This is a genomic window from Paenarthrobacter sp. YJN-D (assembly GCF_015040335.1).
GTDB lineage: Bacteria > Actinomycetota > Actinomycetes > Actinomycetales > Micrococcaceae > Arthrobacter > Arthrobacter nicotinovorans.
Map to the genome: position 1 here is coordinate 3722310 of NZ_CP053549.1, position 25196 is coordinate 3747505.

General features: G+C 62.3%; 25 protein-coding genes. 13 read left to right on the forward strand and 12 right to left on the reverse strand.

Annotation, left to right across the window (positions count from 1 at the left end; genetic code table 11):
- Window position 1: 1 nt before the first annotated feature.
- The 4 genes from HMI60_RS17245 to HMI60_RS17260 are packed head-to-tail and all read left to right on the forward strand — an operon-like array spanning window position 2 to window position 3647.
- Window positions 2–1699, forward strand: coding sequence for a thiamine pyrophosphate-binding protein (locus HMI60_RS17245; protein WP_110505237.1), 1698 nt, complete (start codon window positions 2–4; stop codon window positions 1697–1699).
- Window positions 1700–2329: an alpha/beta fold hydrolase gene (locus HMI60_RS17250; RefSeq protein WP_227453581.1), complete on the forward strand. Its 630-nt coding sequence runs from the start codon at window positions 1700–1702 to the stop codon at window positions 2327–2329.
- Entirely contained in the window at window positions 2322–2543 is a 222-nt protein-coding gene (locus HMI60_RS17255) for a recombinase-like helix-turn-helix domain-containing protein (RefSeq protein ID WP_018778265.1), read from the forward strand. Before HMI60_RS17250 ends, HMI60_RS17255 begins: the two co-directional genes overlap by 8 nt.
- Window positions 2544–2546: 3 nt before the next feature.
- On the forward strand, window positions 2547–3647 hold the full coding sequence (locus tag HMI60_RS17260; RefSeq protein WP_039243039.1) for a Rieske 2Fe-2S domain-containing protein: 1101 nt from the start codon (window positions 2547–2549) through the stop codon (window positions 3645–3647).
- A 97-nt stretch (window positions 3648–3744) separates the two neighbouring features.
- On the opposite strand, the gene HMI60_RS17265 is transcribed toward HMI60_RS17260, so the two are convergent.
- Window positions 3745–4269 carry a cupin domain-containing protein gene (locus HMI60_RS17265; protein ID WP_018778263.1) on the reverse strand — a complete coding sequence of 175 codons (525 nt, stop codon included), beginning with the start codon at window positions 4267–4269 and terminating at the stop codon, window positions 3745–3747.
- Window positions 4270–4486: 217 nt separating this feature from the next.
- On the opposite strand from HMI60_RS17265, the gene HMI60_RS17270 reads away from it, so the two are divergent.
- Entirely contained in the window at window positions 4487–5035 is a 549-nt protein-coding gene (locus tag HMI60_RS17270; RefSeq protein ID WP_018778262.1) for a MarR family winged helix-turn-helix transcriptional regulator, read from the forward strand.
- Window positions 5036–5042: 7 nt separating this feature from the next.
- On the forward strand, window positions 5043–5852 hold the full coding sequence (locus HMI60_RS17275; RefSeq protein WP_189076247.1) for an aspartate dehydrogenase domain-containing protein: 810 nt from the start codon (window positions 5043–5045) through the stop codon (window positions 5850–5852).
- A gap of 32 nt (window positions 5853–5884) precedes the next feature.
- Here the strand turns inward: HMI60_RS17275 and HMI60_RS17280 are convergent, their stop codons facing one another.
- The 7 genes from HMI60_RS17280 to HMI60_RS17310 form a co-directional block, all read right to left on the reverse strand.
- A complete protein-coding gene (locus HMI60_RS17280) occupies window positions 5885–6313 on the reverse strand; it encodes a heat shock protein transcriptional repressor HspR (RefSeq protein WP_018778260.1) in 429 nt (142 codons plus the stop codon).
- 11 nt (window positions 6314–6324) lie between these two features.
- Window positions 6325–7302, reverse strand: a complete 978-nt coding sequence (locus HMI60_RS17285) for a DnaJ C-terminal domain-containing protein (RefSeq protein WP_018778259.1) — start codon at window positions 7300–7302, stop codon at window positions 6325–6327.
- Window positions 7303–7471: 169 nt separating this feature from the next.
- On the reverse strand, window positions 7472–8131 hold the full coding sequence (locus HMI60_RS17290; protein ID WP_018778258.1) for a nucleotide exchange factor GrpE: 660 nt from the start codon (window positions 8129–8131) through the stop codon (window positions 7472–7474).
- A gap of 2 nt (window positions 8132–8133) precedes the next feature.
- Window positions 8134–9999, reverse strand: a complete 1866-nt coding sequence (gene dnaK, locus HMI60_RS17295) for a molecular chaperone DnaK (RefSeq protein ID WP_018778257.1) — start codon at window positions 9997–9999, stop codon at window positions 8134–8136.
- A 314-nt stretch (window positions 10000–10313) separates the two neighbouring features.
- Window positions 10314–11204, reverse strand: coding sequence for a DUF817 domain-containing protein (locus HMI60_RS17300; RefSeq protein WP_193590079.1), 891 nt, complete (start codon window positions 11202–11204; stop codon window positions 10314–10316).
- Window positions 11197–11988 carry an oxygenase MpaB family protein gene (locus tag HMI60_RS17305; RefSeq protein ID WP_193590080.1) on the reverse strand — a complete coding sequence of 264 codons (792 nt, stop codon included), beginning with the start codon at window positions 11986–11988 and terminating at the stop codon, window positions 11197–11199. Before HMI60_RS17305 ends, HMI60_RS17300 begins: the two co-directional genes overlap by 8 nt.
- 23 nt (window positions 11989–12011) lie before the next feature.
- The gene (locus HMI60_RS17310; RefSeq protein ID WP_193590081.1) at window positions 12012–12737 is read right to left on the reverse strand and encodes a TetR/AcrR family transcriptional regulator; all 726 of its coding nucleotides are present in this window, start codon (window positions 12735–12737) and stop codon (window positions 12012–12014) included.
- A 147-nt stretch (window positions 12738–12884) separates the two neighbouring features.
- Here HMI60_RS17310 and HMI60_RS17315 point away from each other — a divergent pair, with 147 nt between their 5' ends.
- The gene (locus HMI60_RS17315; RefSeq protein ID WP_193590082.1) at window positions 12885–13817 is read left to right on the forward strand and encodes an NAD-dependent epimerase/dehydratase family protein; all 933 of its coding nucleotides are present in this window, start codon (window positions 12885–12887) and stop codon (window positions 13815–13817) included.
- A gap of 20 nt (window positions 13818–13837) precedes the next feature.
- Here HMI60_RS17315 and HMI60_RS17320 read toward each other — a convergent pair whose 3' ends face one another.
- A complete protein-coding gene (locus HMI60_RS17320; protein ID WP_193590083.1) occupies window positions 13838–14689 on the reverse strand; it encodes a phytanoyl-CoA dioxygenase family protein in 852 nt (283 codons plus the stop codon).
- 112 nt (window positions 14690–14801) lie between these two features.
- Here HMI60_RS17320 and HMI60_RS17325 point away from each other — a divergent pair, with 112 nt between their 5' ends.
- From HMI60_RS17325 to HMI60_RS17340, 4 genes are all read left to right on the forward strand, one after another.
- Entirely contained in the window at window positions 14802–15635 is an 834-nt protein-coding gene (locus HMI60_RS17325; protein WP_193590084.1) for an AraC family transcriptional regulator, read from the forward strand.
- Between the two features lie 178 nt (window positions 15636–15813).
- On the forward strand, window positions 15814–17859 hold the full coding sequence (locus tag HMI60_RS17330) for a hypothetical protein (RefSeq protein ID WP_227453582.1): 2046 nt from the start codon (window positions 15814–15816) through the stop codon (window positions 17857–17859).
- Window positions 17860–17885: 26 nt separating this feature from the next.
- The gene (nagB, locus tag HMI60_RS17335; protein WP_189076253.1) at window positions 17886–18680 is read left to right on the forward strand and encodes a glucosamine-6-phosphate deaminase; all 795 of its coding nucleotides are present in this window, start codon (window positions 17886–17888) and stop codon (window positions 18678–18680) included.
- A 45-nt stretch (window positions 18681–18725) separates the two neighbouring features.
- On the forward strand, window positions 18726–19574 hold the full coding sequence (locus tag HMI60_RS17340; RefSeq protein ID WP_193590085.1) for a CPBP family intramembrane glutamic endopeptidase: 849 nt from the start codon (window positions 18726–18728) through the stop codon (window positions 19572–19574).
- Window positions 19575–19768: 194 nt separating this feature from the next.
- On the opposite strand, the gene HMI60_RS17345 is transcribed toward HMI60_RS17340, so the two are convergent.
- The 3 genes from HMI60_RS17345 to HMI60_RS17355 form a co-directional block, all read right to left on the reverse strand.
- Window positions 19769–21025: an AGE family epimerase/isomerase gene (locus HMI60_RS17345; protein ID WP_189076255.1), complete on the reverse strand. Its 1257-nt coding sequence runs from the start codon at window positions 21023–21025 to the stop codon at window positions 19769–19771.
- A 223-nt stretch (window positions 21026–21248) separates the two neighbouring features.
- Window positions 21249–22031 carry a DeoR/GlpR family DNA-binding transcription regulator gene (locus tag HMI60_RS17350; RefSeq protein ID WP_189076256.1) on the reverse strand — a complete coding sequence of 261 codons (783 nt, stop codon included), beginning with the start codon at window positions 22029–22031 and terminating at the stop codon, window positions 21249–21251.
- Window positions 22032–22104: 73 nt separating this feature from the next.
- On the reverse strand, window positions 22105–23247 hold the full coding sequence (locus HMI60_RS17355) for a Gfo/Idh/MocA family protein (RefSeq protein ID WP_189076257.1): 1143 nt from the start codon (window positions 23245–23247) through the stop codon (window positions 22105–22107).
- 136 nt (window positions 23248–23383) lie between these two features.
- Here HMI60_RS17355 and HMI60_RS17360 point away from each other — a divergent pair, with 136 nt between their 5' ends.
- The gene (locus tag HMI60_RS17360) at window positions 23384–24283 is read left to right on the forward strand and encodes a carbohydrate kinase family protein (RefSeq protein ID WP_189076258.1); all 900 of its coding nucleotides are present in this window, start codon (window positions 23384–23386) and stop codon (window positions 24281–24283) included.
- A 16-nt stretch (window positions 24284–24299) separates the two neighbouring features.
- On the forward strand, window positions 24300–25184 hold the full coding sequence (locus tag HMI60_RS17365; protein WP_189076259.1) for an aldolase: 885 nt from the start codon (window positions 24300–24302) through the stop codon (window positions 25182–25184).
- The last annotated feature ends 12 nt before the right edge of the window (window positions 25185–25196 follow it).

Consider the following 25196-nt stretch of genomic DNA (forward strand, 5'->3'; position numbering starts at 1 on the left):
GATGTCACAGAAACAATCAACCAACGGACCCAACGGCGGGGACGTACTGGTCAGGGTGATGCGCCGTCACGGGATCGACACCGCCTTCGGCGTCATCAGCATCCACAACCTCCCCCTGGTGGAAGCCGTGGACCGTGAACTTACCTTCATCCCCATGCGCCACGAAGCCGCCGCGGTGAATGCAGCCGATGCTTACGCCAGGGCAAGCGGCAAGTTCGGTGTTGCCCTGACCAGCACCGGTACCGGAGCCGGCAATGCGGCCGGCTCCATGGTGGAGGCGTTGACGGCGGGAAGCCGCGTCCTGCACATTACCGGCCAGATCGACAGTGAATTTCTCGGCGGGAACCGCGGGGTTATCCACGAGGTTCCACGCCAACTGCAAATGCTGGACGCCGTCTCCGGATACGCGCGCACCATCTTCAACTGCAAGGACGCTGAAGCCGATCTGGAGGAGGCCATTGCCCACCTGCAGTCGCTGCCGCATTCCCCCTCCAGCATCGAATGGCCCACTGACCTGCAATACCTGGCGCGCCCCGATGAGCAGCGGGCCATCGAGGCCGCTGAGCGGCTTCCCCCCGAGGTGGATGCCGATGCCCTCAACGAGGCAGTCGAATTGTTGGCCGCGTCCAAGCGCCCGGTGATCTGGGCAGGTGGCGGGGCTGCCGGAGCAGGCGAAGCGCTGGCCTCCCTCATGGAGCGTCTGGGAGCCGGGCTGCTGAGCAGCAACTCCGGGCGGGGCGTTGTTCCCGAAGACCACAATCTGGTCATCGGGAATTTTGCCACTACGCCGGAGGCATCACAGTTGCTGGCGGAGGCGGATCTGCTGCTCAGCATCGGCACGCACTTCCGGTCCAACGAAACCAAGCACTACCACCTGGCGTTGCCAGCGCCCCATATCCAAATAGACATCGACGCCGACGCCATCGGCCGCGTCTATCCCGCCGATGTTGGGCTGCTTGGTGACGCGCGGAGCATCCTGGCCGCCATCAACGGGCAGCTGGACGCCCGGCGGGGCCCGCATCAGTCCGACACCGATCCGGCCGCAGGGTCCTGGCCGAAGAGGGTCCGCCAGGTCCGCTACTCCGTCCGGGAACAGCTCTCCGGTTACATCGGTGGATACGCCGAGGTCTGCGAAAGCATCCGTCAAAGGTTCCACCGCGAATCGGTCATCGCCAGGGACGTGACGATTCCTTCCAGCCAGTGGGGCAATCGGCTGCTTCCGATCTACGCAAGGGAAACCAACGTCTTTCCCGTTGGTGGTGGCATCGGCCAAGGCCTGGCCATGGGCATCGGCGCAGCTTGCGCGCGGCCGGAGGTTCCCACTGCAGTAATGGTGGGCGACGGCGGCCTGGCCGTCCACCTTGGAGAGCTCGCTTCCTTGGCCGATTCAGGCACATGGTGTGTGGTGCTCGTGTTCAACGACGGCGGTTACGGTGTGCTCCGAAACCTCCAGGAGGCCAATGGATTTGCGCGGGCGGGAGTGGATCTCAGAACTCCCGACTTCGAGCTGTTGTCGCGTTCGCTCAGCCTGCCGTTTTGGCGCGTAGAGTCACCGGGGACCTTCGACCAAGCCTTGGTTGAAGCATTGGACGTCCGCGGACCGGCCGTCATCGAAGTTGACGTCACAGCGCTGGTCCCCCAGCCGGGACCTTTTGTTCCTCCCGTCCACATCCCGCAGCCCGGGCACGATGAGGCCTGAATGGAAACTTTGAATTTCAGCGACCCTGGCCTCGGCCGTGTCATGGACACAGATTCCCCGGATGCGCTGTCCATGCCCAAGTACCCCGTTGTCTGTCTGGGTGGTTCCGGCACTACGGACTCTTGGTTCTCTTTCCAGCGTGATGACTTAGGCGCCCGGGTGTGGGCCGAAGAGCCGGCTTCCGCTGCCGCTGGGAGCGCCCGGGGCTGGGCAGAGTCTGCTGCTGTTGCCTTGAAGAAAGCGGAGAAGGGTCCGGTACACATCGTGGCAACCGGGCCGGATGTCCTGGGCGCCGTCATTCTGGGATCAACCCATCCCGGGCTGGTGATGAGCCTCATCCTGGGCGACCCGGAGGTGGACCCACAAGATCTCCAGCTGGCCGGCGTGATGTCCGAGGTACAAGCTCCCACGCTGGTGATTGCAGCAGCACCGACGCTCGATACGGACATCTCAAAAGCCCAGAGCGTGGCCGGAGGCATCCGGAACGGGGTCTTCGTCATCATCGACCATTGCGGGATCCCCGCTCACCGGAACCGTCCCGGTTCCTTCAATGAGTGGGCCACATCGTTCATCAAGATCGCAGAAGGCCTGCACGCCTTCGCCCGACCCGAAAAGGATGGAAATGCCTGAACTGTATCTGGATCCAGCCCAGTCGCGCCTGGGGAAACCCCTTGGTCCCTACGAGAAGAAGCTGTCAGGAGCGTTGGCAGAGATCTTTGGCGGGGGGACGCATGACTTGGAAGGAGTCATTGCGGGACTCAACACCCTTGGCTTGCACGCACCGAACGGCGAGCCCTGGAACGAAGAAAGCTTCCGTGCCGAAATGCGACGACTAGGAGAATAGCCCATGACCATCACAACAGCTCCGACCTCCGGACAAGCAGGCGCCCCGGTATCACGACCAGTCGGAAAGAAGAAGTACGCAGTGGGCGTACGCCATCACATGGATGCCGCCGAATTGGCCGCCAGTGGCCTTCGCGACCGCTGGTACCCCATCATCCCCTCGCGGTTCGTCGGTGCGGGAGCCATGGTCAAGGTCAAAAGGCTGAACATCGACTGGCTGCTGTTCCGTGACGCCCGGGGGCAGGTCCGCATGCTCGAGGACCGGTGCCCTCACCGTAGTGCACCGTTGTCTGTGGGCCAGCACCTGGGAGACAGGATTGCTTGCAAGTACCACGGCGTCCAAGTGGATGGGACCGGAAAAGTGGTTTCCGTTCCAGGGATGCCCGGCTGTGCCTTGGAAGGGAAGACTGCCACGGTGTCGCTTTCCGTTGTTGAAGCAGCAGACACGATCTTTGCGTTCATGCCGCTCACGGAGGATTCCGAGGTACCGGAATTCAAGGTCCCGGACCGGCTGGCTGATCCCGCCGTCGCCTGGTTTTCCAACTATGCCGAGTGGAGGGGTCCTTGGCGCTTCTACATGGACAACGTCCTGGACCCCATGCATGGCGCATTCCTGCACCGTGAATCACATTCGATGTCCGGCGGCGATACCAGTGCGCGGTTCCGGATCCGTGAGACGGAACGGGGATTCTTCTTCGAGAAAACAGATCAGCGCGGCGTCAATTTCGACTGGGTTGAGTTCTGCCGCGAGGGCATGGACTACGTTGACCTGGAAATTCCGTACGCCCGGTCGGCCGGACCAGGCGGCGTTTTCGGAATCGTAGGAATGTCGACGCCGATCGACCAGGAGACCTCCGCTGTCTTCCACTGGCGTACCCGGCGTGTATCCGGCTGGGAACGGGATGTGTGGAGGTTCATGTACAAGGCAACCCTGGAGGAAAAACACTGGGTGGTCCTGGAACAGGACCGCGAGGTTCTTGAGGCCCTGGCAGCTGACGCAGACAGGGAAGAAAATCTGTACCAGCACGATCTCGGCGTAGCGAGGATCCGCAGAATCCATCAGGCCGATGCACGCGAGCAAGCCGCCAAACTGGAAGCGCTGTAGCTTCAGGACCCGGTTGTCGCTTGAGGTATCGCGGTCACACACAAGTACGCCCGGAGCCTGCCAGTAGGCTCCGGGCGTACTTGGTTGCCGACTCGTACTACCGGGTTACCCCGTGCATTTCGGAGGACGGCGGGTAGAAAGGAATCTCCGGCTTCCTGGAGCCGATAATGACGCAGATCAATGCGTCTTCGTCGCTGACCGTCCGAAGGCTCCTGGGTACACCGGCAGGTACACGGATCAAATCGCGGTAACCCAGAACCCGGCTCGCCTTCTTGGTCCCGTCTTCGACATCGTGAACGCTGAATTCAACCTGTCCCTCAAGAACGAAGAATACTTCTTCCACGTCGGGATGAGTATGTTCCGGACCTACGCATCCCGCCGGGAGAACCATGTTGGAGAAGGTGAAATGCTCCGCTTGGAGGACATTGGTATCACCGGAATGGTCCCCCGTGGCGCCTGAACCGATGTAACGGACCTGACCACGACGGAACTTGGCGCCGGCCTTCGTTTGGAACTTCAGGGTGTCGAAATCGACCTGCCGCGTGTCCCTTGAAGCGATGGACGAATCAATCATCGCTTCAAGTTCGGGTGTGGTCTCCGTTGCTGCAACAGCTTCACTCATGATGGACCTCTCTCGTTGCTACTGCCTTGTTGCGGACGTCTTCGATGACGCCGCATTCAACTATCTCCTTGGATCTAGTTATCTCAACTCTAAGATAGCCAGATCTGAGTGACAAGCAGGACAAACCCGATGGACTCACGCACCAATCTTCCTCGTACTGAGAAAGTCAGTGCTAAGTTATTTATGAAAAGGGCAACCACGATGAGAATGGACCACCATGGGTAAGCAACCGGACACCAGCGACACAGTGGACAGCATCCTCGAGGATTGGGCCCGGGAGAAGCCCGGACTGGACGCCGGTACCATCGGCGTCTTCGGGCGCTTGGCCCAGATCATCATCAAACAGCGCGTCATTGAAAACTCAGTTTTCGAAAAATACGGACTCACACTGGCCTCCTTTGACGTGCTGGCAAACCTGCGCCGCTCCGGTGAACCACACCGCAAGACAGCCGGCGAGCTGGCAAGTTCGTCAATGCTTACCACCGGCGGGATCACGTTCAGGCTGGACCGCATGGAGGAACAAAACCTCATCGAGCGGGTGCGCACGCGTACCGACCGACGCGTCGTCTACGCGCAATTGACCCCGCACGGCAAAGACGTTATCGACTCCATTTTCGAGGAGCACCTCGCCACACAGCGCCAGATGCTGGCCGGGCTGAACGCCAAGGAAATCACCCAGCTCAGCGGGCTCCTCAGGAAGGTGTCCGCTTCCATCGACCAATTCGAGGACGGACAGTCAGTACCCACCGCTGACGCCGGAAAGTGAAACAGGAATGACGTCCCACCGCATAGGAATCATCGGCTACGGAGCCATCGGCGCGCGCGTCGCCGAGGACATCTCCCTGGGCAAGGTGGTGGGCGCAGAACTAGCCGGCATCATCAGCCGCACCGACAACGGAACCGGGCGTCCCGCCGTCGAACGCCCCTTCCCTTCGCTGACCTTGGAAGCGGCCCTGGAGTGCTGCGAGCTGATCGTGGAGTGCGCGGGGCAGTCCGCCGTGACGGAATACGCTGAAAAGATCCTGGGCGCGGGCGTGGATTTCCTGATCACCTCCATCGGCGCCCTTGCCGACCAGGGCCTGGCAGCACGCTTGAACGCGTGCGGTCCAGGGAGATTGTTCATGACGTCGGGCGCAGTGGGCGGGCTCGACCTCCTTGAAGCCGGCGCAAGGGAAGCCGCCTACGATTCCGTGGTGGTTTCCACCACCAAACTTCCTGAAACGCTGGTCCAACCTTGGATGGAACAGGAGCAAGCCGATGGGATCCGAGCGACCACAGAACCGCTTGAGGTCTTCCTCGGCTCAGCCCAGGAAGCGGCACGGCTGTTTCCGCGCTCACTCAACGTCGCAGCGGCCGTGGCTGAGGCCGTCGGGGATTGGGACGGCGTGCAGGTGCGGCTGACAGCCGACCCGAAGGCCTCACTGACCAGCCACGTCATTGAAGCCTCGGGCCCCTCCGGCGAATACCGCTTCGAGATCCGCAACAATCCCAGTCCGCAGAACCCGAGGACCAGCGGGATAGTCCCCTTTGCCGTCCTCCGGTCCTTGGAAGCGGCGATCGGCGAACGCGGAGGACTGGTCTAGCTAAGCCTGCACCAGCTGCATTGATCCGGGGATCAGCGGTCCTCCGCCGGCCGCGGCCGCCACACGACAACTGCCTGGGAACGACCCCGTGGCCGCTGCCCGCGGGCAAGGCTGACGACGTCGCCGGCAGCTCCCGCCGCGAAGATGCGCGCATCCATCGGCGTGCGGCGCCGTGACAGTTCCTCGGTCAGTTCAGCCACCCGGTACTGCAGCGCGGCCACCTGGTTCTCAAGGTCAAGGATGCGCTTGATGCCCTCGAGGGAGACGCCGGACTGCGAAAGGCGCTGGACCTCCCGCAGTTTATTGACGTCGTTCTGGGAGTAGCGGCGGGACTTGCCGGGGGCGCGGCTGGGCGAGACGATGCCCAGGCGGTCGTACTGGCGCAACGTCTGCGGATGCATGTCAGCGAGCTCCGCAGCGACGGAGATGACAAAGATCGGCTGGTTGACGTCGATTGCCATGACCTGCCTCCTTACAACCGGGCCTTCGCGGCCAGGTCGCGACGCGGGTTCGCGTCAGTGGTGGCAGCAGCGAACGCCTTGACAGCTTCTTCCGCTTCTTTGTTCAGGTTTTGGGGAACCGCGACGTCGATGGTCACCAGGAGATCGCCGGTCGCCTTGGACGTCTTCACGCCACGGCCCTTGACCCTCAAGGTACGGCCAGAGGGTGTGCCCGCCGGTACACGCAACTTGACGGTGTCGCCGTCGAGCGTTGGAACCTCAATGGTGGCGCCGAGCGCCGCTTCCGCGAACGTGACAGGCACGTGGATGCGGATGTTGTCGCCGTCGCGCTGGAAGAAATCGTGGGGCTTCACGCTCACGGTGATGATGAGATCACCGTTGCCGGCAGGACCGACATTGCCCTTGCCACGCTGACGGACCTTCTGCCCGTCCTTGATCCCGGCTGGAATCTTGACGTCGATCACGTTGCCGTTGCTTTCGCGCAGGCTCACCGTGGTGCCTTTGATGGAGCCGGCGAAGGAAATGGTGGTGGTCGCCGTGCGGTCCGAACCTTTCTGCGGAGCCCGCTGGAAACCGGTCTGGCCGGCACCGCCGAATCCCCCGCCGAACAAGTCGGCAAACTCCGGAGGGATGCCTCCGCCCGCAGGCTGACGGGCGCCTGGTCCGCCGCCGAACAGGCCGCCAAAGAGGTCCTCGAACCCACCGTTGGCACCCGCACCGCCACGCCCGGCTCCCGGAGCAAACCGGGCCCCGCCACCCATGGCACGGATGGCGTCATACTGCTGCCGGTCCTCAGGACTCGACAACACCGAGTAAGCCTCGGAAATGTCCTTGAACTTCTTCTCCGCAGCAGCATCCCCGGAATTCGTATCCGGGTGGTACTGCCGGGCTAGCTTGCGGTAAGCCTTCTTGATATCCGCGTCGGACGCGTCCTTGGCGATACCAAGGATCGCGTAAAAATCCTTTTCAACCCAGTCCTGGCTGGCCAAGAGCGTTTCCTTTCTAAAACAAACAAAGCGTACGGCGAGACTACCTCTAAGCCGTAGCGGATGAGGGGGCCCGGGAGTGGCATCGGGCCTGCCGGAGCGTGGCGGCCGAGTCCGTAGGACTTAGCCGCCACGCGTAGGGGCGGGGCCCCCTCATCCGCGAAGGCGGAGGTTACGCCGGGACAGCCACGATCACTTGGGCTGCACGCAGGACACGCTCTCCTGAGCGGTATCCGGAGCGCAGCACCTGGCTGACGGTGTCAACCTGGATGTCCTCGCCGGGCTGCTGGATGAGTGCTTCGTGGATGGTGGGGTCGAATTCGACTCCCGTGTCCGCGATGCGTTCCAGTCCGTACGTCTTCAGCGCGTTCTCCAGTTTGGTGGCGATCGCGGCGAAGGGGCCGTCCTCGAGGTCACCGTGCTGGCGTGCGGCGTCGACGTCGTCCAGCACCGGGAGCAGGGAGTTCAGGACGCCGATGACGGCCATCTCCCCTGCTACGGCGCGGTCGCGTTCGACGCGCTTGCGGTAATTGACGTACTCAGCCTGGAGGCGAAGGAGATCGTTGCGGAGCTCCGCTGCCTGGGCTTCAGCTGCGGCACCGGAGGCTACCGACTCTTCAGCCGGCACCTCTACCCCGTTGAGGATTTCCTCAGCCTGGGAGAGCGCATCGCCGTCCGAGGGAGCGGCATTGCCTTCGCTGTGAGCCGTGGCTTCGCCTTCAGGGTGGCGGGCTGCCCCGGTTTCCGGGTCAACCTTGCGGTTGTCCCGAATAACCGGCTTGCGCGGCTCGTTGCCTTCTGAGTGCTCTGCTTCGTTGCCGTGATGAGGCATGGCTACTTCTTCGCTTCGTCTTCGTCGATGATTTCGGCGTCAACGATGTCTTCGTCGTTGGCTGCCTTGTCACCGGCAGGTGCGCCTTCAGCGCCGGCACCCGGAGCATCAGCTGCGGCGGCCTGCGAGTAGATGGCTTCGCCGAGCTTGGTCTGGGAGGCCTGGAGCTTCTCGAACGCGGTCTTGACGGCGGCGTCGTCGGTGCCTTCCAGTGCGGACTTGAGGGCGTCGACGTCGGCCTTGACCTCGGTCTTGACCTCTTCCGGCAGCTTGTCGTCGTTGTCGGCGATCAGCTTGTCCACCGAGTAGGCGAGCTGCTCTGCGGAGTTACGGGTGTCCGTAGCTTCGCGGCGCGCCTTGTCCTCTGCAGCGTGCTCTTCGGCTTCACGGACCATGCGGTCGATGTCGTCCTTGGAGAGCGCGGTGCCACCGGTGATGGTCATGGACTGTTCCTTGCCCGTGCCCTTGTCCTTGGCGGAGACGTGGACGATGCCGTTGGCGTCGATGTCGAAGGTGACCTCGACCTGCGGGACGCCACGCGGTGCCGGAGCGATGCCGGTCAGTTCGAACGTGCCCAGCGGCTTGTTGTCGCGGGTGAATTCACGCTCGCCCTGGAAGACCTGGATGGCCACGGACGGCTGGTTGTCGTCAGCGGTGGTGAAGGTCTCGGAACGCTTGGTGGGGATGGCCGTGTTGCGCTCGATGAGGTGCGTCATGACACCACCCTTGGTTTCGATGCCGAGGGACAGCGGGGTGACGTCGATGAGGAGGACGTCCTTGCGCTCGCCCTTCAGGACACCGGCCTGCAGTGCGGCACCAACGGCCACAACTTCGTCCGGGTTGACGCCCTTGTTGGGCTCCTTGCCGCCGGCGAGTTCCTTGACGAGCTCGGAGACAGCAGGCATACGGGTGGAGCCACCGACGAGGACGATGTGGTCGATGTCGGAAACCTTGATGCCGGCTTCGGCGATGACGTCGTGGAACGGCTTCTTGGTGCGGTCCAGCAGGTCCTTGGTGAGGTCCTGGAACTTGGCACGGGTCAGCTGCTCATCCAGGTGGACCGGGCCGTCAGGGGTGACGGAGAGGTACTGGAGGGAGATGTTGGTGCTGGTGGAGGAGGACAGTTCCTTCTTGGCCTGCTCTGCAGCTTCGCGGAGACGCTGGAGGGCGATCTTGTCCTTGGAGAGGTCGATGCCCTTGACCTTGAGCTGGCTCAGGAGCCACTCGACGACGCGGTTGTCCCAGTCGTCGCCACCGAGGCGGTTGTCACCGGCAGTTGCGCGGACCTGGATGGTGGAGAAGTTGTCTTCGTCCTTGCCAACCTCGAGGAGGGAGACGTCGAAGGTACCGCCACCGAGGTCGAAGACCAGGATGAGTTCGTCTTCCTTGCCCTTGTCCAGGCCGTAGGCCAGTGCAGCCGCGGTGGGCTCGTTGACAATACGGAGGACGTTGAGGCCTGCGATTTCGCCGGCTTCCTTGGTGGACTGGCGCTCGGCATCGTTGAAGTATGCCGGAACGGTGATCACAGCGTCGGTGACCTTTTCGCCCAAGTAGCTCTCGGCGTCGTTCTTGAGCTTCATGAGGATACGCGCGGAAATTTCCTGCGGCGTGTACTTCTTGTCATCGATTGCGACGCTCCAGTCGGTGCCCATGTGGCGCTTGACGGAGGCGATGGTGCGGTCGATGTTGTTGACGGCCTGGCGCTTGGCGATTTCGCCGACCAGGACTTCGCCGGACTTGGAGAACGCAACTACGGACGGCGTGGTGCGGCCGCCTTCCGCGTTGGCGATGACGGTGGGCTCGCCACCTTCGAGAACAGAGACCACGGAGTTGGTGGTTCCGAGGTCGATACCTACTGCACGTGACATATCTTGTTTCCTTTCAATGGCCGATGTTGGAGATTGCACCTGGCAGTGGTCCGCTGGGCGGTTGACCTGTCGGGAGCCTGCTCAACAATCGGCTAGTTGAGCGTTCTGCACTCAACTGTACTCAGCCCTGGATTTAAGTCAATCTAAAGTTGAGTCTAGTGCGCTCAACTTTCTGGAAGACCACCCGGAGACCCCCGGAATCACGCGGCAAAAAGGGGTTGTTTCGCCTACGGTGAACTGGCGGTGAAGCCTCACGACGCGCACAATGCACAGCGCCACTCACCCGGAGCGATGACACCCACATCCGGGTGTCACTAGTGAATTTGGGTGGCGTCAGCCGTTTGGGTGGCGTCAGCGGCGTCGAGCGGTTCCGGTTTGTAGACCCACGCCACCAGCACCACGGAAATGATCATCAGCAGGAACCACGCCAGGAGTTTGTCGATGGAAACCGCCTGCCATCCGTTCAGCTGGTTCGGATACAGCCACGCACGCGACCACGTGCCGATGTTCTCGGCGAACCAGATGAACACTGCCACCAGCAGGAACGACACCAGAATCGGCATCTTGAAGCGGCGGCGGAACACCCGGAAGTGCATCACGCACCGCCCGTAGACAAGCACGACGGCGGCAAGCAGCACCCAGCGAAGGTCAAGGATGTAGTGGTGCGAGAAGAAGTTGACGTAAATCCCCGCCGCAACAAGGGCCGTGATCCACCGCCGCGGGTAGCGGTCGAAGCGGAGGTCGAACAGCCGGAAAACCCGCACCATGTAGGAACCCACGGCCGCATACATAAACCCGCTGAACAGCGGCACCGCGCCGATCCGCAGGACACCCTCGGCCTCATACGCCCAGGAGCCCACGTCCGTCTTGAACAGTTCCATCACCGTCCCCACCACATGGAAAAGCAGGATCACCCGCAACTCCCGCAACGTCTCCAGCTTGAAGCTGATCATGAGCACTTGGATGACAATCGCGGCAATGGTGAGGAAGTCGTTGCGGGCCAGTCCGGCGTCGGCGGGATACCAGAGGCGGGCCGCGATGATCACCGCAAGCAGCGCGGCCCCGAACACACACGCCCACGCCTGCTTCAGCCCAAAAACCACAAACTCCGTGAGCCGGCCACGCAGCCGTCCGCCGTCCGCACGGTCAAGGTAACGGTGGGCAGCCCGGTCAATGGACTCTTCAACGGAAGTGGGATTACGCATGTGGTGCCTTGGCGTCGACGGCGAGTTGCTTCAAGTAGTAGTCCCGCGGCCAGTGCCGGATCCGCTCCGGCAGCCTGGGGTAGATCCGGCCCAGGCCCTTCATGGTCCGGTCGAACCGTCGGGCGTGGCCGGGGCTCCATGGGAAACCAAAAGCTTCCCGGACAGGCGCGGGCAGGAGCCCGGCCGTGAGGAAACGGGCCAGCGGCATGGCCAGGCGCAGCAAGCGCGGACCGCCGGATGGATAGAGCAGTTCCCTGGCGACTTTGAGCGCCTTTGCGTCCGGCCGCAACGCCTCAACCTGAGCCGCCCAATATTCAGCGAAAGCGGACCGGTCGCGTGGCCACCTTCCGGGCGGAAGCTGGAGCGCCGTACCGATCCGGGCATAGTCGCGGTAGATGCTGTCGGCGGTCTCCTCGTCGAGCTGTCCGTGGACCTTTTCGTACACGGTGACGGCGGTGTCGTAGAGGGTGGCGACCACCCAGAGCTGGGACTCGGCATCGAACGCACTGTAGCCCGCGGAGGTGGCATCGGGGCTCCGCCGGACCGGCGCGTGAGCCCGGTTGACGGCGCGTCGGACGGCTTTGAGCTGTTCCTCGGAACCATAGATCACCGCGTACACGTAGGTCATGGTGGCCCGGAGCCTGTCCATGGGGCGCTCCGCGAAGTTGCTGTGCTCGGCTACGCCGTGGCCGACGCGCGGATTGGCGATCTGCAGGAGAATGGCGCGGCCGGCACCGGCCAGCAGGACGCCCTCCGCACCGATATCCGCCAGTCCTCGAGCCATCCGAATACTCTAGCGCCCCAACCTTAGAGCCCGGCCACGCCCTGAAGGACGGACAACTGGTGCTCGAACAACTCGTCGCGTGCCTTGAAGGTGTCCTGGCCGTACTGACCGAAAACCTCAAAACTGATCGCCCCGAAAACGGACGTCCACACCAGCACACCGCGCGCCAGGGACGGATCCGACACGGAGAGCTTCAGTTCCGAGCGGATGGCTTCCAGATCTGCCGCCAACGCCGGAGGAATCACGACGGCGGGACCCACCCGGGCGTCCAGGACGCCCGCCCGCTGGGCGGAATCGAAGATGCCCACCAAGCGGAAGATGACGCGGGTTCCCGGGACGGTGGTGCGCTCCCCCGGAGCTTGGTATCCGGGCACCGGACTGCCAAAGAGGAGGGCGTAGCTGGCGGGTTCCCGGAGAGCCCAGTGCCGGACCGCGCGGCCCAGGGCCTTGAATTGCCCGGCAAAGTCACCGTCCGGAACTGCTGCCACGGCCGTGTCCACTTCGTCGCCGAGCTCGTTGTAGCCGTCGATGAGCAGGAGTGTAAGGAGTTCGTCCCGGTTCTGGACGTAACGGTAGACCGCAGAGGATACGACACCGAGGTCCCGGGCCACGGCACGCAGGGAAAGGGCAGCGGCCCCATGGACCGCCAAGTGCTCGCGTCCGATGCGCACGATGTCGACCAGGGTTTGGGCGCGAGCACGTTCGCGCGGAGTAGCTGGTTTGCTTTTGGGCGTTCCGGTGGACGGCATGAGTCCAGCTTGCCATAAGAGAGAGCGTCGCCAACAAATGAGAGCACTGCTCTTGACATTGATTGAAAGGGCCGTCATTCTGGATTCAGAGAGCAGTGCTCTCTCTTTTGACCAGACCATCTGCCGCTATCCCGAAAGAAGAACCCCATGTACGTTGTGACCGGAGCAGGACCCGCTGGATACACCGTCGCCGAACAGCTCGCGGAGCAAGGTCACCAAGTCCGCATCCTGACCCGATCAGGCAGTGGCCCGGAGCACCCGCTGGTGGAAAGGATGCGGGTAGATGCCTCCGACCCCGGTCAGGTCTCCCATGCATTCCAAGGCGCCCATGCGGTGTTCCACTGCATCCACGGAAGCGCCTACCGTGCCGCGGCCTGGGCAGCCGAACTTCCCCAGGCCGAGCAGACCGTGATGGATGCAGCGGCAGCCGTGGGCGCCGTCGTCGTGTTCCCTGAAAGCCTGTACTCCTACAGCGAGCCCGACCGGATCATGACCGAAGTCGGGCCTCGCGCCGCGGACGGCGGTAAGCGCGGCATCCGCACCGCGCTGCTGAAGGCACGGCAGGCACATGCGGCCAATACCGTCAGCGTCGTGGCCGGCGACTTCTTCGGGCCGCGCGTGAAAATGGCCCACGCCGGCGAGCGCATGGTGAAGCCCATCCTGGCAGGCAAGGTAGTGCAGGTCATCGGGAGCACCCGCCAGCCGCACTCCTTTACCTATGTACCGGACCTCGCAGCCGCCATGATCGCTGCGGCGCATAAGCCGGAACTCTGGAACCGTGTGCTGCATGCCCCCACCGGTGCCGCCGTGACCCAGCGGGAAATAGCCGAAGCGCATGCGGCTGCCGCCGGTGTTGCTGCACCCAAAGTGAGCGCCGTGCCCGGATGGGTGCTGCGGGTGGCGGGCCTATTCTCTACGGACATGCGCGAACTGGCCGAGTTGTTGTACCAGTTCGAGCGGCCGTTCGTGATGGATTCCTCGGAAAGCCAGCGGCTCCTGGGGCTCGACCCCACCCCTCTGGCCGAAGCCACGGCGGCCACGGTTGCGTGGTGGCGCGGCGCGGTCCAGCAGCCCAAGTAGAGGTGCCGCACGGCTGCGGCTCAGAGGCCGTCGTCGTAATTCCAGTGCTCCTGCCAGCGCCAGTCGATAGGTTCGCTCAACCGCTGATAACGGATATCCGTGGACAGCCGCATGGTGCCTCCGCGGTCCATGTTGTCCAAGGCAGCGTGCACAATGTGAGCCGAGTGGACCACGACGTCCCCAACCTCGTAATCGGCCACCAGCCATCGTGCGTTACGTTCGTCCGCCAACCCCGGAAGGTCGGCGGTAATGGACGCAGCGGGAAGTTTCAGGCTCCCCTCGCGCTCGTCTGCCATCACCCAGTGGTGGCTGCCCTCAAGGTAGGTCAAACCGCCGCGCTCACGGGGGCAATCGCCCAGCGGAATCCACATGGAGAGCACGCGATCGCTGCCCTCGCGGAGGTAGACGAGATCGTAGTGTGCCTGGGTTGCCGTGCCGATGCCGCTCTCACCGGGCTTGGTGTGGCGAATGATCTTGCGCCGGTGCAGATGGACGTCATCGGCGAGAAACCAGGCAAACCAATCGGCAATTCCCTCCGCCGTGCACAGCGCCTGGTACTCCGGGCCCGGGACAATGCGATCAAACAGGCCCCGGCGCAAGGCGGCCCTGTCCGCGTCGCCCTCAGAGGCGATACCGTCACGGGGATCGGTGCCGGGTGCGAAGACATTCGCCTCGGCCAATGAAGCAAAGTAGAACTCCCTGAAATCCAGGAGCCTGTCCGGTTTCAACTGACCCTTCAAGTAGAGGTATCCGTCCCGGCGAAGCCGTGCCCACAACGCGTCGCGATCACCACGTTCGGAGGAGGGCACCGGTTCAAGCTCGGCCAAGCGGGTTTCCGATTCGTCCAGGACGTAGCCATTCGAGGTCAACATAGTCACCACCTTGGCATCGGCGCCCAAGGAAGTGAATGGACTCCCCTTGGCGATCACTTGGACTTTTGCGAGCCTTGTCTTTCTTGTTCAAGCAAGGGCAACATTGGAGGCCATGGACAATTGGTCGAGCTATCGGCAACCCGCCCACTCGCTACGGGACCTGGGCTTGGCGTGCCTCGGCGCCGGTGAGCAAAGCGGTGTTCTGCCCTCCTTTTCCGAGAGGACATTGAGCAGCCACGCCATGGTGCTGGTCTCTGAGGGGTCCGGTCATTTCACGATGGATGGCGCCCGGTTCGAAGTCCAGGCTCCCGCTGTCATCTGGCTCTTTCCGGGGGTAAGCCACGGCTACGGGCCAGGACCCCTTGGGTGGAAAGAGCACTGGCTCCTCTTTACCGGGCCCACGGCGCGGGCGATGGAGGAGCTGGGGTGCTTCGCCCGCACCCGGCCCTTGGTCCGAATTGACGGCCACGCAGATAAGGCGGGACTTGGACTTTTTCCCCAGCTGCGGGCCGCCCTCTCAACCGCTGGGCGGCATGGAGACCTTGAGGCCTCAGTGCTCTGCCAAAGAATCCTCATCGAAACCGGCCGACGCACCACGGACCCCGGCCTTCCCGGCCGGGACGACAAGCTCCTCACCGCGCTGCACGAACTGGCCCATCTGCCACTCAGCCTGTCCCAACTGGCCGCATCAATGGAGGTTTCCGTCCCCGACCTCAGGCGTACAGTCCGGGCTGCTACCGGGACAGGCCCCAAGGAGCTCGTTCTGCAGCTGCGCATATCCCGTGCCCAGTCGCTCCTTGCCGATACGGCCCTGTCCGTTCAACGGATCGCTACGCTCACCGGCTACGACGACCCCGCCTACTTCAGCCGGCTCTTCACCAAGAAGACCGGCCACTCTCCGATCCAGTTCCGGCGTTTACACCACAGGGATACGCCTCTGCCATGACGGTGCCCCGACAGTTGAACACCGGCAAGGACGGGCACCACCCAATGTCTGAAAATGTTCGAATCATGGATTTCCCGTTCTGCGGCTGAAACCCTGAGTGAAGTGCGCAGTGCGGATCCGGACCGCTCCAAGCGCCATGAATCCACCCCCACGGGATACTCAATGAGGAGAACTTTCCATGTCCACCTTCGCCATCAATCGCCGTCAATTGCTGCAGACCGGGGGCATCGGCGGACTCGCCGTAGCGCTGTCAGCAATGTCCCCCGGCGCCGCAGAGGCCGCCCGTCCGCTCAACACTTGGGCGCCTCAGATCACGGACCTGGGACCCGCCGTCGTCCAGTTTTCGCTCATGAGTTCGCTGCTTGTGGGCGACACGGTCTATATCGGATCGCGCAACTTGAACCCGGTACGGGTGATTGGATACCACCTCCCCACAGGCACCATCACGTCACGGACGGACCTCGGCGCGGGGTACAGCATCCAGGCTTTGGCCGCCGACTCCACCGGCCGCTACCTGTACGCAGGTGTGCTGCGCGATGGAATCGATGGAAAGCCGAACCTGTACCGCTGGGACCTCCGAACGCCCAACGTGCCCGCAGTGGGCGTGGGCGAAACCGGCGACCGTGACATCCGGGCGCTGTCCGTATCCCCTGATGGCAAGGTCTACGCAGCAGGTGGCGGTGAAACCACGAAGGCCCCTTCACTCTGGGAATACGACCCCGCCACGAATACCGTGACCAACTGGGGTACCCCGGACCCCGGAGCCACCATCGCCCAGGCTGTTGCCGCTACCGCTGACACCGTGTACTTCGGCACAGGCAGCACACTGGGCGGCGGCAATGGCTCCAGCCCGGCGCGCCTGTTTGCGTTCGATCGGACAACGAAAACCTCCACGAACATCCTTCCGGCGGACGTGGCCACCGGTGTCTCAGTGACCTCGTTGAGTGTCCTGAACGGACAGCTGGGAGTAGGGGTCAAGGGACCAGGAAAGTCCGTGCTGATCAACCTGGCGGACCACTCTAAATTCACGATCATCGCCAAGACCGGCGTGATGTTCCGGCAGTTGGGCAACGACGTCTTCTTCGTCAAGGAGCCGGGCGTCTGGTCCTACAACATGGTCAGCAAGAAGATCGCCCAGATCCTCACAGAGGATGTTGGCGCCATGTGGGGTCTGGACGTCTACGGCAATAAGGCGCTCACTGTTTCCTCTTACGACGTCATTGAAGTCGATCCTGTAGCGAAGACCGCCGTCAAGCATGACCTCACACAGGCTGGAGCACCGGGCGGGCCGCAGCTTTGCATGGGCCTCGCCGCGGGCGCCGGGGACGTTTACGTGGGCGGCACAGGAACCATTGCGCGTCACCAGTTGGCGTCAAACCAGGTTTCCTACCTCCGCGCGACGGGCGAGGCCAAGGACGCCGTAGTGGTGGGCGGAATCCTGTTCACGGGCCAGTACAACTCCAGGGGCATCTACTCCTACGATCCCTCTACCGGGCAGCTCCCCTATCAAGTGGCGGCCCTCCCTGCCGGACAAAACCGCCCCTTGGATGTCTGTTGGGACGCCGTCAACGGGCTGGTCATTGCCGGCGCGCAGAACGATACCGGCGGTGGCGGCTGCTTCGCCGCCTACAACCCGGTGACAACGCAGGTCATCACCAAGGTCAATCCAATCGATGCCCTCCAGATGGTCCGGGCAGTGGCCACAAAGGACGGAGTGGCCTACCTGGGCGGGGACAACATCTACGCCACCGGCCCCCGAAGCACCGTGGTTGCCTGGGATCCGGTGGCCAACCAAGAGCTGTGGCGGCTGGACCCAGGGCAGACGGCGGGCATCGCAGCAATGGCCATCCACGGCAAGTTCCTCTATGGCATGTCTCGGAAGGCCGCGGGCTTGTTCGTCATTGACCTGGACACCCGCCAGGTGGTCCACCGGGGCGACCTGAGCGCGGTGTGCACCGACTTCGGCGCCCTCCAGGTAAGTCGGGGAATTGTCTATGGTGTCTCCGACACCACGGTGTTCCGAATCGACCCTGCCACGTTTGCGGTCTCGGTTGTTGTGCCAGGCATCAATGGCGGCTGGTACAGCGGTCCGCACATCACAGCGGACGAAGACGGCCTGCTCTACACGCTTCAAGGCCCCAACCTGGTCCGGATCGATGACTTATCGCTGGAGGGGAAGTTGAAGAAGGACAAGAAGGACAAAAAGCCTTCGAAAGAAAAGTAGGACCCTCCAGCAAGCAAAGGAATCCCATGGCAGAAGTCATTATCGTCCGCGACCAAGCAGAGGCAGGAAGCGTAGCCGCGTCGATCTTCGCGCAGCAGATCCAGGACAACCCGGCCACCGTGCTCGGGCTGGCCACAGGTTCGACCCCGCTAACCACGTACGCAGCATTAGCCAAGTCGGTCAGGGAAGAGGGCATCGATGTTTCCCGCGTACGCGGCTTCGCGTTGGATGAGTATCTCGGCGTCCCGCCGGAGCACCCGGAGAGCTACCGCTCCGTGATCACCCGCGAAGTAGTGAAGCCCCTGGGATTGAACCCGGATCACGTGTTCACTCCGAGGGGCACCGGCCCTGACATCACCCAGGCCGGAGCAGAGTATGAAGCCATGATCGCCGAGGCCGGAGGCATCGACCTCCAGATACTAGGCATCGGGTCCAACGGGCATGTGGGTTTCAATGAACCGGGCTCCTCCCTGGCTTCCACCACCCGGATCAAGGCTCTGGCCGAACAAACACGCAAGGATAACGCCAGGTTCTTCGCCTCGCCCGAGGAGGTCCCCACCCACTGCATCACCCAAGGCCTGGGCACGATCCTCCGGGCCAGGCAGTTGGTGCTCCTGGCCTTCGGAGCCAACAAAGCGCAGGCTGTGGCAGCCGCGCTTGAAGGTCCTGTGTCCGCGGCCGTGCCAGGCTCTGTCATCCAACAGCACCCGCGGACCACGGTGATTATTGACGAAGATGCCGCTGTAAACCTGGCACATGCCGACTACTACCGGCATGCCAGGCGATCGGCTGGGGAACTGCACGAAGTAGTAGGTTTTTAGCGGGGGGGCGAGGGCAACCCGAGTTCCGAAAAAAGGGGGCAGTAAATGGGGAAGGAAGCACGCATCTCCGGTTGGAAGGCTTTCTGGGATCGAGGAGGCTGGTGGCGGGCCGTCCTGCTGGCGGTTCTCTACATGGCGATCTACCTCGGCGCCGGCCAAGTGATCGGCGCCTTTGCACGCGACCAGGTGGATGCAGAGGATCTCTTCCGCACCCCGCAGAGCGTCTTCGTCGGCCTGACCCTGTCATTGCTTGTTGGCAGCCTCGTGCTGGCTGTCTTTGTCTATTCGGTGAAATGGTTTAAACCACTCTTCGCGCAGCAACCCGTCAAGGGAAGCTGGTGGATGTGGGCCGCGCCGTTCTTCCTGGTTGCTGCCATCGTGCTGCGCTTCCTGGGAATCAACTACAGCAGCTACCAGGCATCCGTCGTGGTGATCACACTGGTTACCGGACTCCTGATCGGCTTCGCGGAGGAAATCCTCACACGAGGCATCGTGGTGAAAATGCTCCGCGATTCTGGGAAGTCCGAGTGGGTGGTCATGGTGCTTTCATCACTGGTATTCTCGCTCCTGCACTCGGCCAATGCCCTGTCAGGCATGCCGATCATCACCGTCCTGGTGACCATACTGTTCACGTTCGGCTTCGGCATTTGCATGTATCTGACCCTGCGGGTCACCTGTAACCTGATCTGGCCCATGATTCTGCACGCCCTCTATGACCCCACGCTCTTCCTGTCCACCGGCGGCATCGACCAAGCCGCTGCCGGACCACAGAGCCCGCTCCTGCAACTGGCGGGCCCGGCCAACATGATCTACATCCTGATCGCCCTCGTAGCCCTGATTGTGGTGCGGGGTCGGGCTCAGCGCTCACCGCTCGCGGAGCCGGCGGCGCTTTAGGGCAGACAAAACAGAAGCGTTCGACGGCGGGTGCGTACCGCCGTCGAACGCTTCTGTTTTAGCCGCGCAGGTCGTCCCATGGCAGGGGTTAGTCAAATTACTCCCCCGGTCCGCCTTCCCCTTAATTGATGTCACGTGCTCGGGGTTGACGCAGCAGCCTATGGTCCGGTTCGAAGAGATCCGGCAGCGGTCCGCTATTGTCCTTGCACGGCCCGGAGACGGGAGTCCAGCAGCCCTGCCGCCACTGCCGGAGCGAGGCCGGGAGCCAGCGGAAGTCGCGGAACTACAAGGCAGTGCCACAGGTGATAAATGTCAGCCTTGCCCGACCAGACGGTGGACGCGACGTTGCCCTGCTCGTCCAGTTCCTGTTTCCAGGAACCGTGCTCGTAATCGATGAACCAGTCCCGTGCGTGGTCCCAGATGCGCTCGTACCACTCGGCATATGATTCGTCTCCGGTGACCATGTACAGCGCGGCCGCGCCGCCGATTGCTTCGACCGGCACCCAGCGAATGCGGGACGTGACAATGGGCTTGCCGTCCCAGTCAACGGAGTACACAAACCCGGGGTGGCCATCCGGCTCCCACGCGTCGCGGATCGCAGCGGCGAAAAGTCCTTTCGCGTCTTCCATGAGCCACCCAGGAACGTCCATGCCGCGAGCGTCCAGGCCGGCGCGGAGATGCAAGAGAAGCCTGGCCCACTCCACCCAGTGGCCAGGCGTTCCACCATAGGCGCGGAACTGGCTGGCACGGTCGTCGGTGTTGTACTCCGGAATCGGGTTCCATTCAGGGTCGAAGTGCTCGAACACCCGGTAATTGTTGTTGCGTGCAAATTTGTGGATGAGCACCTCAGCGATATGGAGTGCCCGCTCAATCCAGCGGCTTTCGCCGGTTACATCGGCGACGATGAGGTATGCCTCAACAGAATGCATGCTGGCGTTTCCACCCCGGTATGCCTCAGTTTCCGTGAATTCCCGGTTCCATGAGTCGAAGCACATGTTGGCTTCGTGGTCCCAGAACTTCGAGTCCGCTATGTGCAATGCCTCGTCCAGCAACTCCCGGGCGCCGGGCCGCTTGGCCGCGGCGGCACTCGCTGCGGCCAAGAGCACGAACGAATGCTGATAGCCGGACTTTGTGTCATTCACTGGCCCGTTTTCGTCCACTTCGGCGAACCATCCACCGAATTCATCATCACGGAAGACCCCATTGAGCGCGGCAATGCCATGGTCCACCATGGACGCGGCACCCGGGCGCCCCATCAATGCCGCAACCGAAAAGCTATGGATCATACGGGCAGTGATCCAGAGATGGGTCGGCTTGTCGGTCATGACCTTCCCGTAGTTGTCGAGCCAGCCAAAGCCCGTCGGCACTTTCGAGCCGGAGGCGAAATTGATAAGCCGGTCTGTTTCTGCTTCGAGCCAACGTGCGTGAGCGGCGCTGTTCAACCACGTCATGTGCATCTCCTCAATAAATTTGCGGCCACCAGAGGTAGGGCCTGTTCTTATGCTAAGCCAAGGTGATGGAATTCCACCAGGTTAAGTTCGTTTTCAAACAAGAGGTTGTTGGGGATCGGCCGTTTCAAAAGTCGGCGGGGATGTTGAGGCCACACGCGCCCAGAAAGTGCCGTGGCTAGAGGACTAGGACGCCCCGGGAAAATCCGTACCTGGTAAGCGGGTGTCAGTCAGCGACGATCAGACGGACATTTGCAGCCGACAAGGCGGCAGCAACCTCACGGGGTGGGGGCGCATCGGTGACGAGAATATCTACGGCCTCAAATGCAGCCAGTCGAGCGAGCGCATACCGAAGCATTTTCTGGTGGGTCGCAACCACCACAACCTGCTCAGCGGAGGCCATCAGGGCCAGCTTCGTTGCACGTTCCACATCCCGTTCAATGTAGAAACCCTCATCATGGATCCCGCTTACCCCGATGAAAGCCGTCTTCGCACGAAGCCCCTGAACGGCGTTGACAGTCATGGGTCCGTTGAAAGCCTGGCTGTCCAACAACAGTTCGCCACCGAGACATATGGTCCGGGCCGACGTCAGCTGCAGGCATCGTTGTATGGCGGGAGCGGAATGGGTGATGATCGTCCCCATGAAAGCGGCTGGGAGCTCCTGGGCAATCTGGTAGGTAGTGGTTCCGGCGTCCAGGATGATCGCATCGCGCTCGGAGACCAGGTCCACACAGGCTTTCGCGACCCTCTGTTTCGCATCAGCGTCTTCCCGGACGCGGGCCGCGAAATCGGCGTTCTGGCCGTGGCCTTCGATGGCACTGACGCCGCCATGAACCACCTTGACCAGTCCGAGTTTGGACAATGCACGCGTATCGCGGCGGACGGTCATGTCCGACACGTCAAATGTGCCGGCGAGGTCCGCTGTGGAAAGAAACCCCCGCCTGCCAAGCTCGTCCAGAATGGTCTGCTGCCGCGGTGTCAGCGTTGCCTCTTCTCGTGCGATGCTCATGGCTTCCCCTCTCCTGACACCCCCAGCCCCTTCATCGGCGTGGGAAAGTGTTGTAATTCCAACACAATCTTACTTACTTCTGCGCAAGGACTTGCGCAGCGACCAGCTCAATGGGTCGGCCTTCAACAATGGAGCGCTCCGCAGCGAGGCCCATTCGCACTGATTGGAGGCCATCGGCGACGGATACCTCCACAGGCCCCTCGCCCAGAATGGCCTTCCGGTAGCCGAGGTGCTCGTAGTAAGTCGAACCGTGGTGCGCCCCAGCAGCCAAGACCGCTTCGTCCACGGGAACTTCATGCTTCTCCGGACCCAGCGGCGAACGTGGGCTGAACTCGACGGTCGCTTCGCTTTCGTCTCCCTCAATCCAGTGGTTGGCTGCCACGGGGATCAGCGTTTCAATTTTTGCCGAGTCGCCCACAATGGAAATTCGTTCCTGGAATTTGGATCCTTCGGCGAACATGGACAGCTCCAGCATTGCGCGTCGCCCGCCCGCAAAGTCAACGATCACGTATGCGTTGTCCACCATGTCCGATACCCGTCCGTCGTACACCTCATCCAAGTGATTGACATCGTGTCCACCACTGGCGAAGACGCGTGTGGGTTCGTCCTGCAGGATGAGGCGCATCAAATCAAAGAAGTGGCAGCACTTTTCCACCAAGGTCCCGCCGGTGCGCTCGGCAAACCTGTTCCAAGCATCCACTTTATGCAGGAACGGGAAACGGTGCTCCACGATCGATAGCATGCGGATATTACCCAGCTTGCCGGTATGTGCGGCCCGGATGACTTCCTGCACCGGAGGCATGTAGCGATACTCCATTGCCACCCAGACGGGTGCCGTGTAACCAGCCGCCAGAGTCTCAAGCTCATCAGCCTGCTCAGCGCTGGTACATACCGGCTTTTCCACCAGAACGGGCAGGTTGGTGCCGCTGGCAAAGATGTCCTTCAGGATTCCCAAGTGCGTGTCGTTGGGGCTGGCGATCACCAGTGCGTCCACGAGCCCTGATGCCAGCAGGTCCTGATGTGAGGAGTACGTCTGTACTTCGTAGCCGATTTCACGCGAGGTCTCTTCAAGGGAGGAAAGAGTGGGGTCGGAGACCGCGGTGATTCGGCTTCCCGGAATCAGTGCGAGGTTCCGGACGTGTTCGCGGGCCATATGACCGGCGCCGATGAGGCCATAGCGAATGGTTGGGACCGTTTCTCCAGAAGGCAATGACATGAACTGCTCCGTTTCTCAGCGTTGAGTGAAGGGGACTGACGTTGCATCCCGAACATCACTATACCGAATGTGTTGTTTTTCACACATAGCGTGTGTATATTTTTTCACTACCAACCCAACTACAACGAGGTGGAACGTGCCCCAACCGTCATCCGGAACACTGCTCTTCGTCGGGTGTGCCACTTTGGACTCCATCGCCCTCGTGCAGGAATACCCTGCCGCCGACAGCCGGACCATAGCCGACGACTTCGCTACAGCAGGTGGCGGACCCGCAGCCACAGCCGCTGTAGCCGCAGCCCGCGCAGGTGCCAAGGTTGCGTTTGCCGGCGTTCTCGGCGCGGACGAAGCGGGCGACCGGATCATCGTAGGACTCCAAACTGAAGGCGTGGACACTTCAGCTGTCATCCGTGACCCTCATGTCTACACAGGCGCGAGCGTGATTGTTGTCAGCAAGGCTACCGAAAGCCGGGCGATCGTCACCCGCCCTGTACCGCCGATCCGCTTTCCTGCCGGCAGCCGCTTTCATGAACTCCTGCATGTTGCGGAGTGGGTCCACGTGGATCACTTGGGCTGGAATGCCGTAGCTGGTCTGCCTGGCTTACGGATCAGCGTGGACGCCGGAAACCCGATTCCAAGCTTCAGCCCCAAGGGCGTTGAGCTGTACGTGCCCACCATCGAACGCCTGCAGGCAATATATGGAGCCAACCTCAAACCTGAAGCCCTCGTCCAAAAAGCCATCGATGACGGTGCTACTACCGTGGTGGCCACCGCAGGGTCGGAGGGAGCATGGGGCCTTGAACGGGGCGGTATTCCCTTCCACGTCCCCGCAACCCCTGCTGACATCGTCTCTACGCTCGGCGCTGGCGACGTCTACCACGGCGCCATCCTCGCGGCTGTGGCAGCAGGACTACCGATTGCAGAGGCCGCGTCGTTCGCTGGCCGCATTGCTTCGGCTTCCTGTGCAGGCCTGGATGGGCGTTCCATGATCCCCCGCGAGACCATCACCTCTGTCCTCACCGCTAATCCCACCCCCTAGCTGAAAGAAGCAGCCCATGAGCAACACAGACCTTTCCACCCTCCAGCGCCCGTCCGGTGCCTTCGCCATGCTCGCCGTTGACCAGCGCGAAGCCATGAGAAATATGTTCGCTGAGCACACAGACCAAGCGGTAACTGACGAGGACCTCCGCGACTTCAAGCTCGCAGCTGCCCGAATCCTCACTCCTTACGCTTCCGGCGTCCTCATTGATCGCCAGTTCGCTCTTGACGCGGCCATCGAAGCCAAGGTGGTTGCCCCCGGCTGCGGGCTCATCGCTTCGGCCGACCACTTTGAGTCTGCCCACGGAGAGCTTGTGGGCGAAGTGACAATAGACAAATTGGTCGATCCCAAGAAGTACGCCGCCTTGGGCGTCACAGCCCTCAAGCTGCTGGTTCTCTACCGCCCGGACGAAGGCGCCGAAGAACGGGTGGCCATGGTCCGCGAATTCGTGGAAAGCTGCAAATCCGCCGGACTCATCAGCATCATCGAACCCGTTTCCCGCAAACCGCTGGCAGGAGGCGACTTCGACTGGAATGCCGGTATTCTGGCCGCCGCCAAGGAACTGGGCGATCTCGGCGCCGATCTCTATAAAGCCGAGGTCCCCTTCAAGGGCCAGGCCTCCGAATCAGAGGTGCGGTCTGCTTGCGCCGAACTTACCAAGGCCATCAACGGTCCATGGGTAGTACTTTCTTCGGGCGTACCGGAAGAAATCTTCCCTGACGCCGTCCGGTGGGCTTGCTTGGAAGGTGCCAGCGGGTTCCTGTCCGGACGCGCAGTCTGGGCGTCCTGCATCGGTTCACCCGACGTCGTCGAATCTTTGTCAACTGACGCAGTCAGTCGTCTGCAGCGGCTCTGCGCTGTGGTGGACGAAGTGGTCTCTGCACAGCGAACCACCGCCTGATCCTTCGGGGCA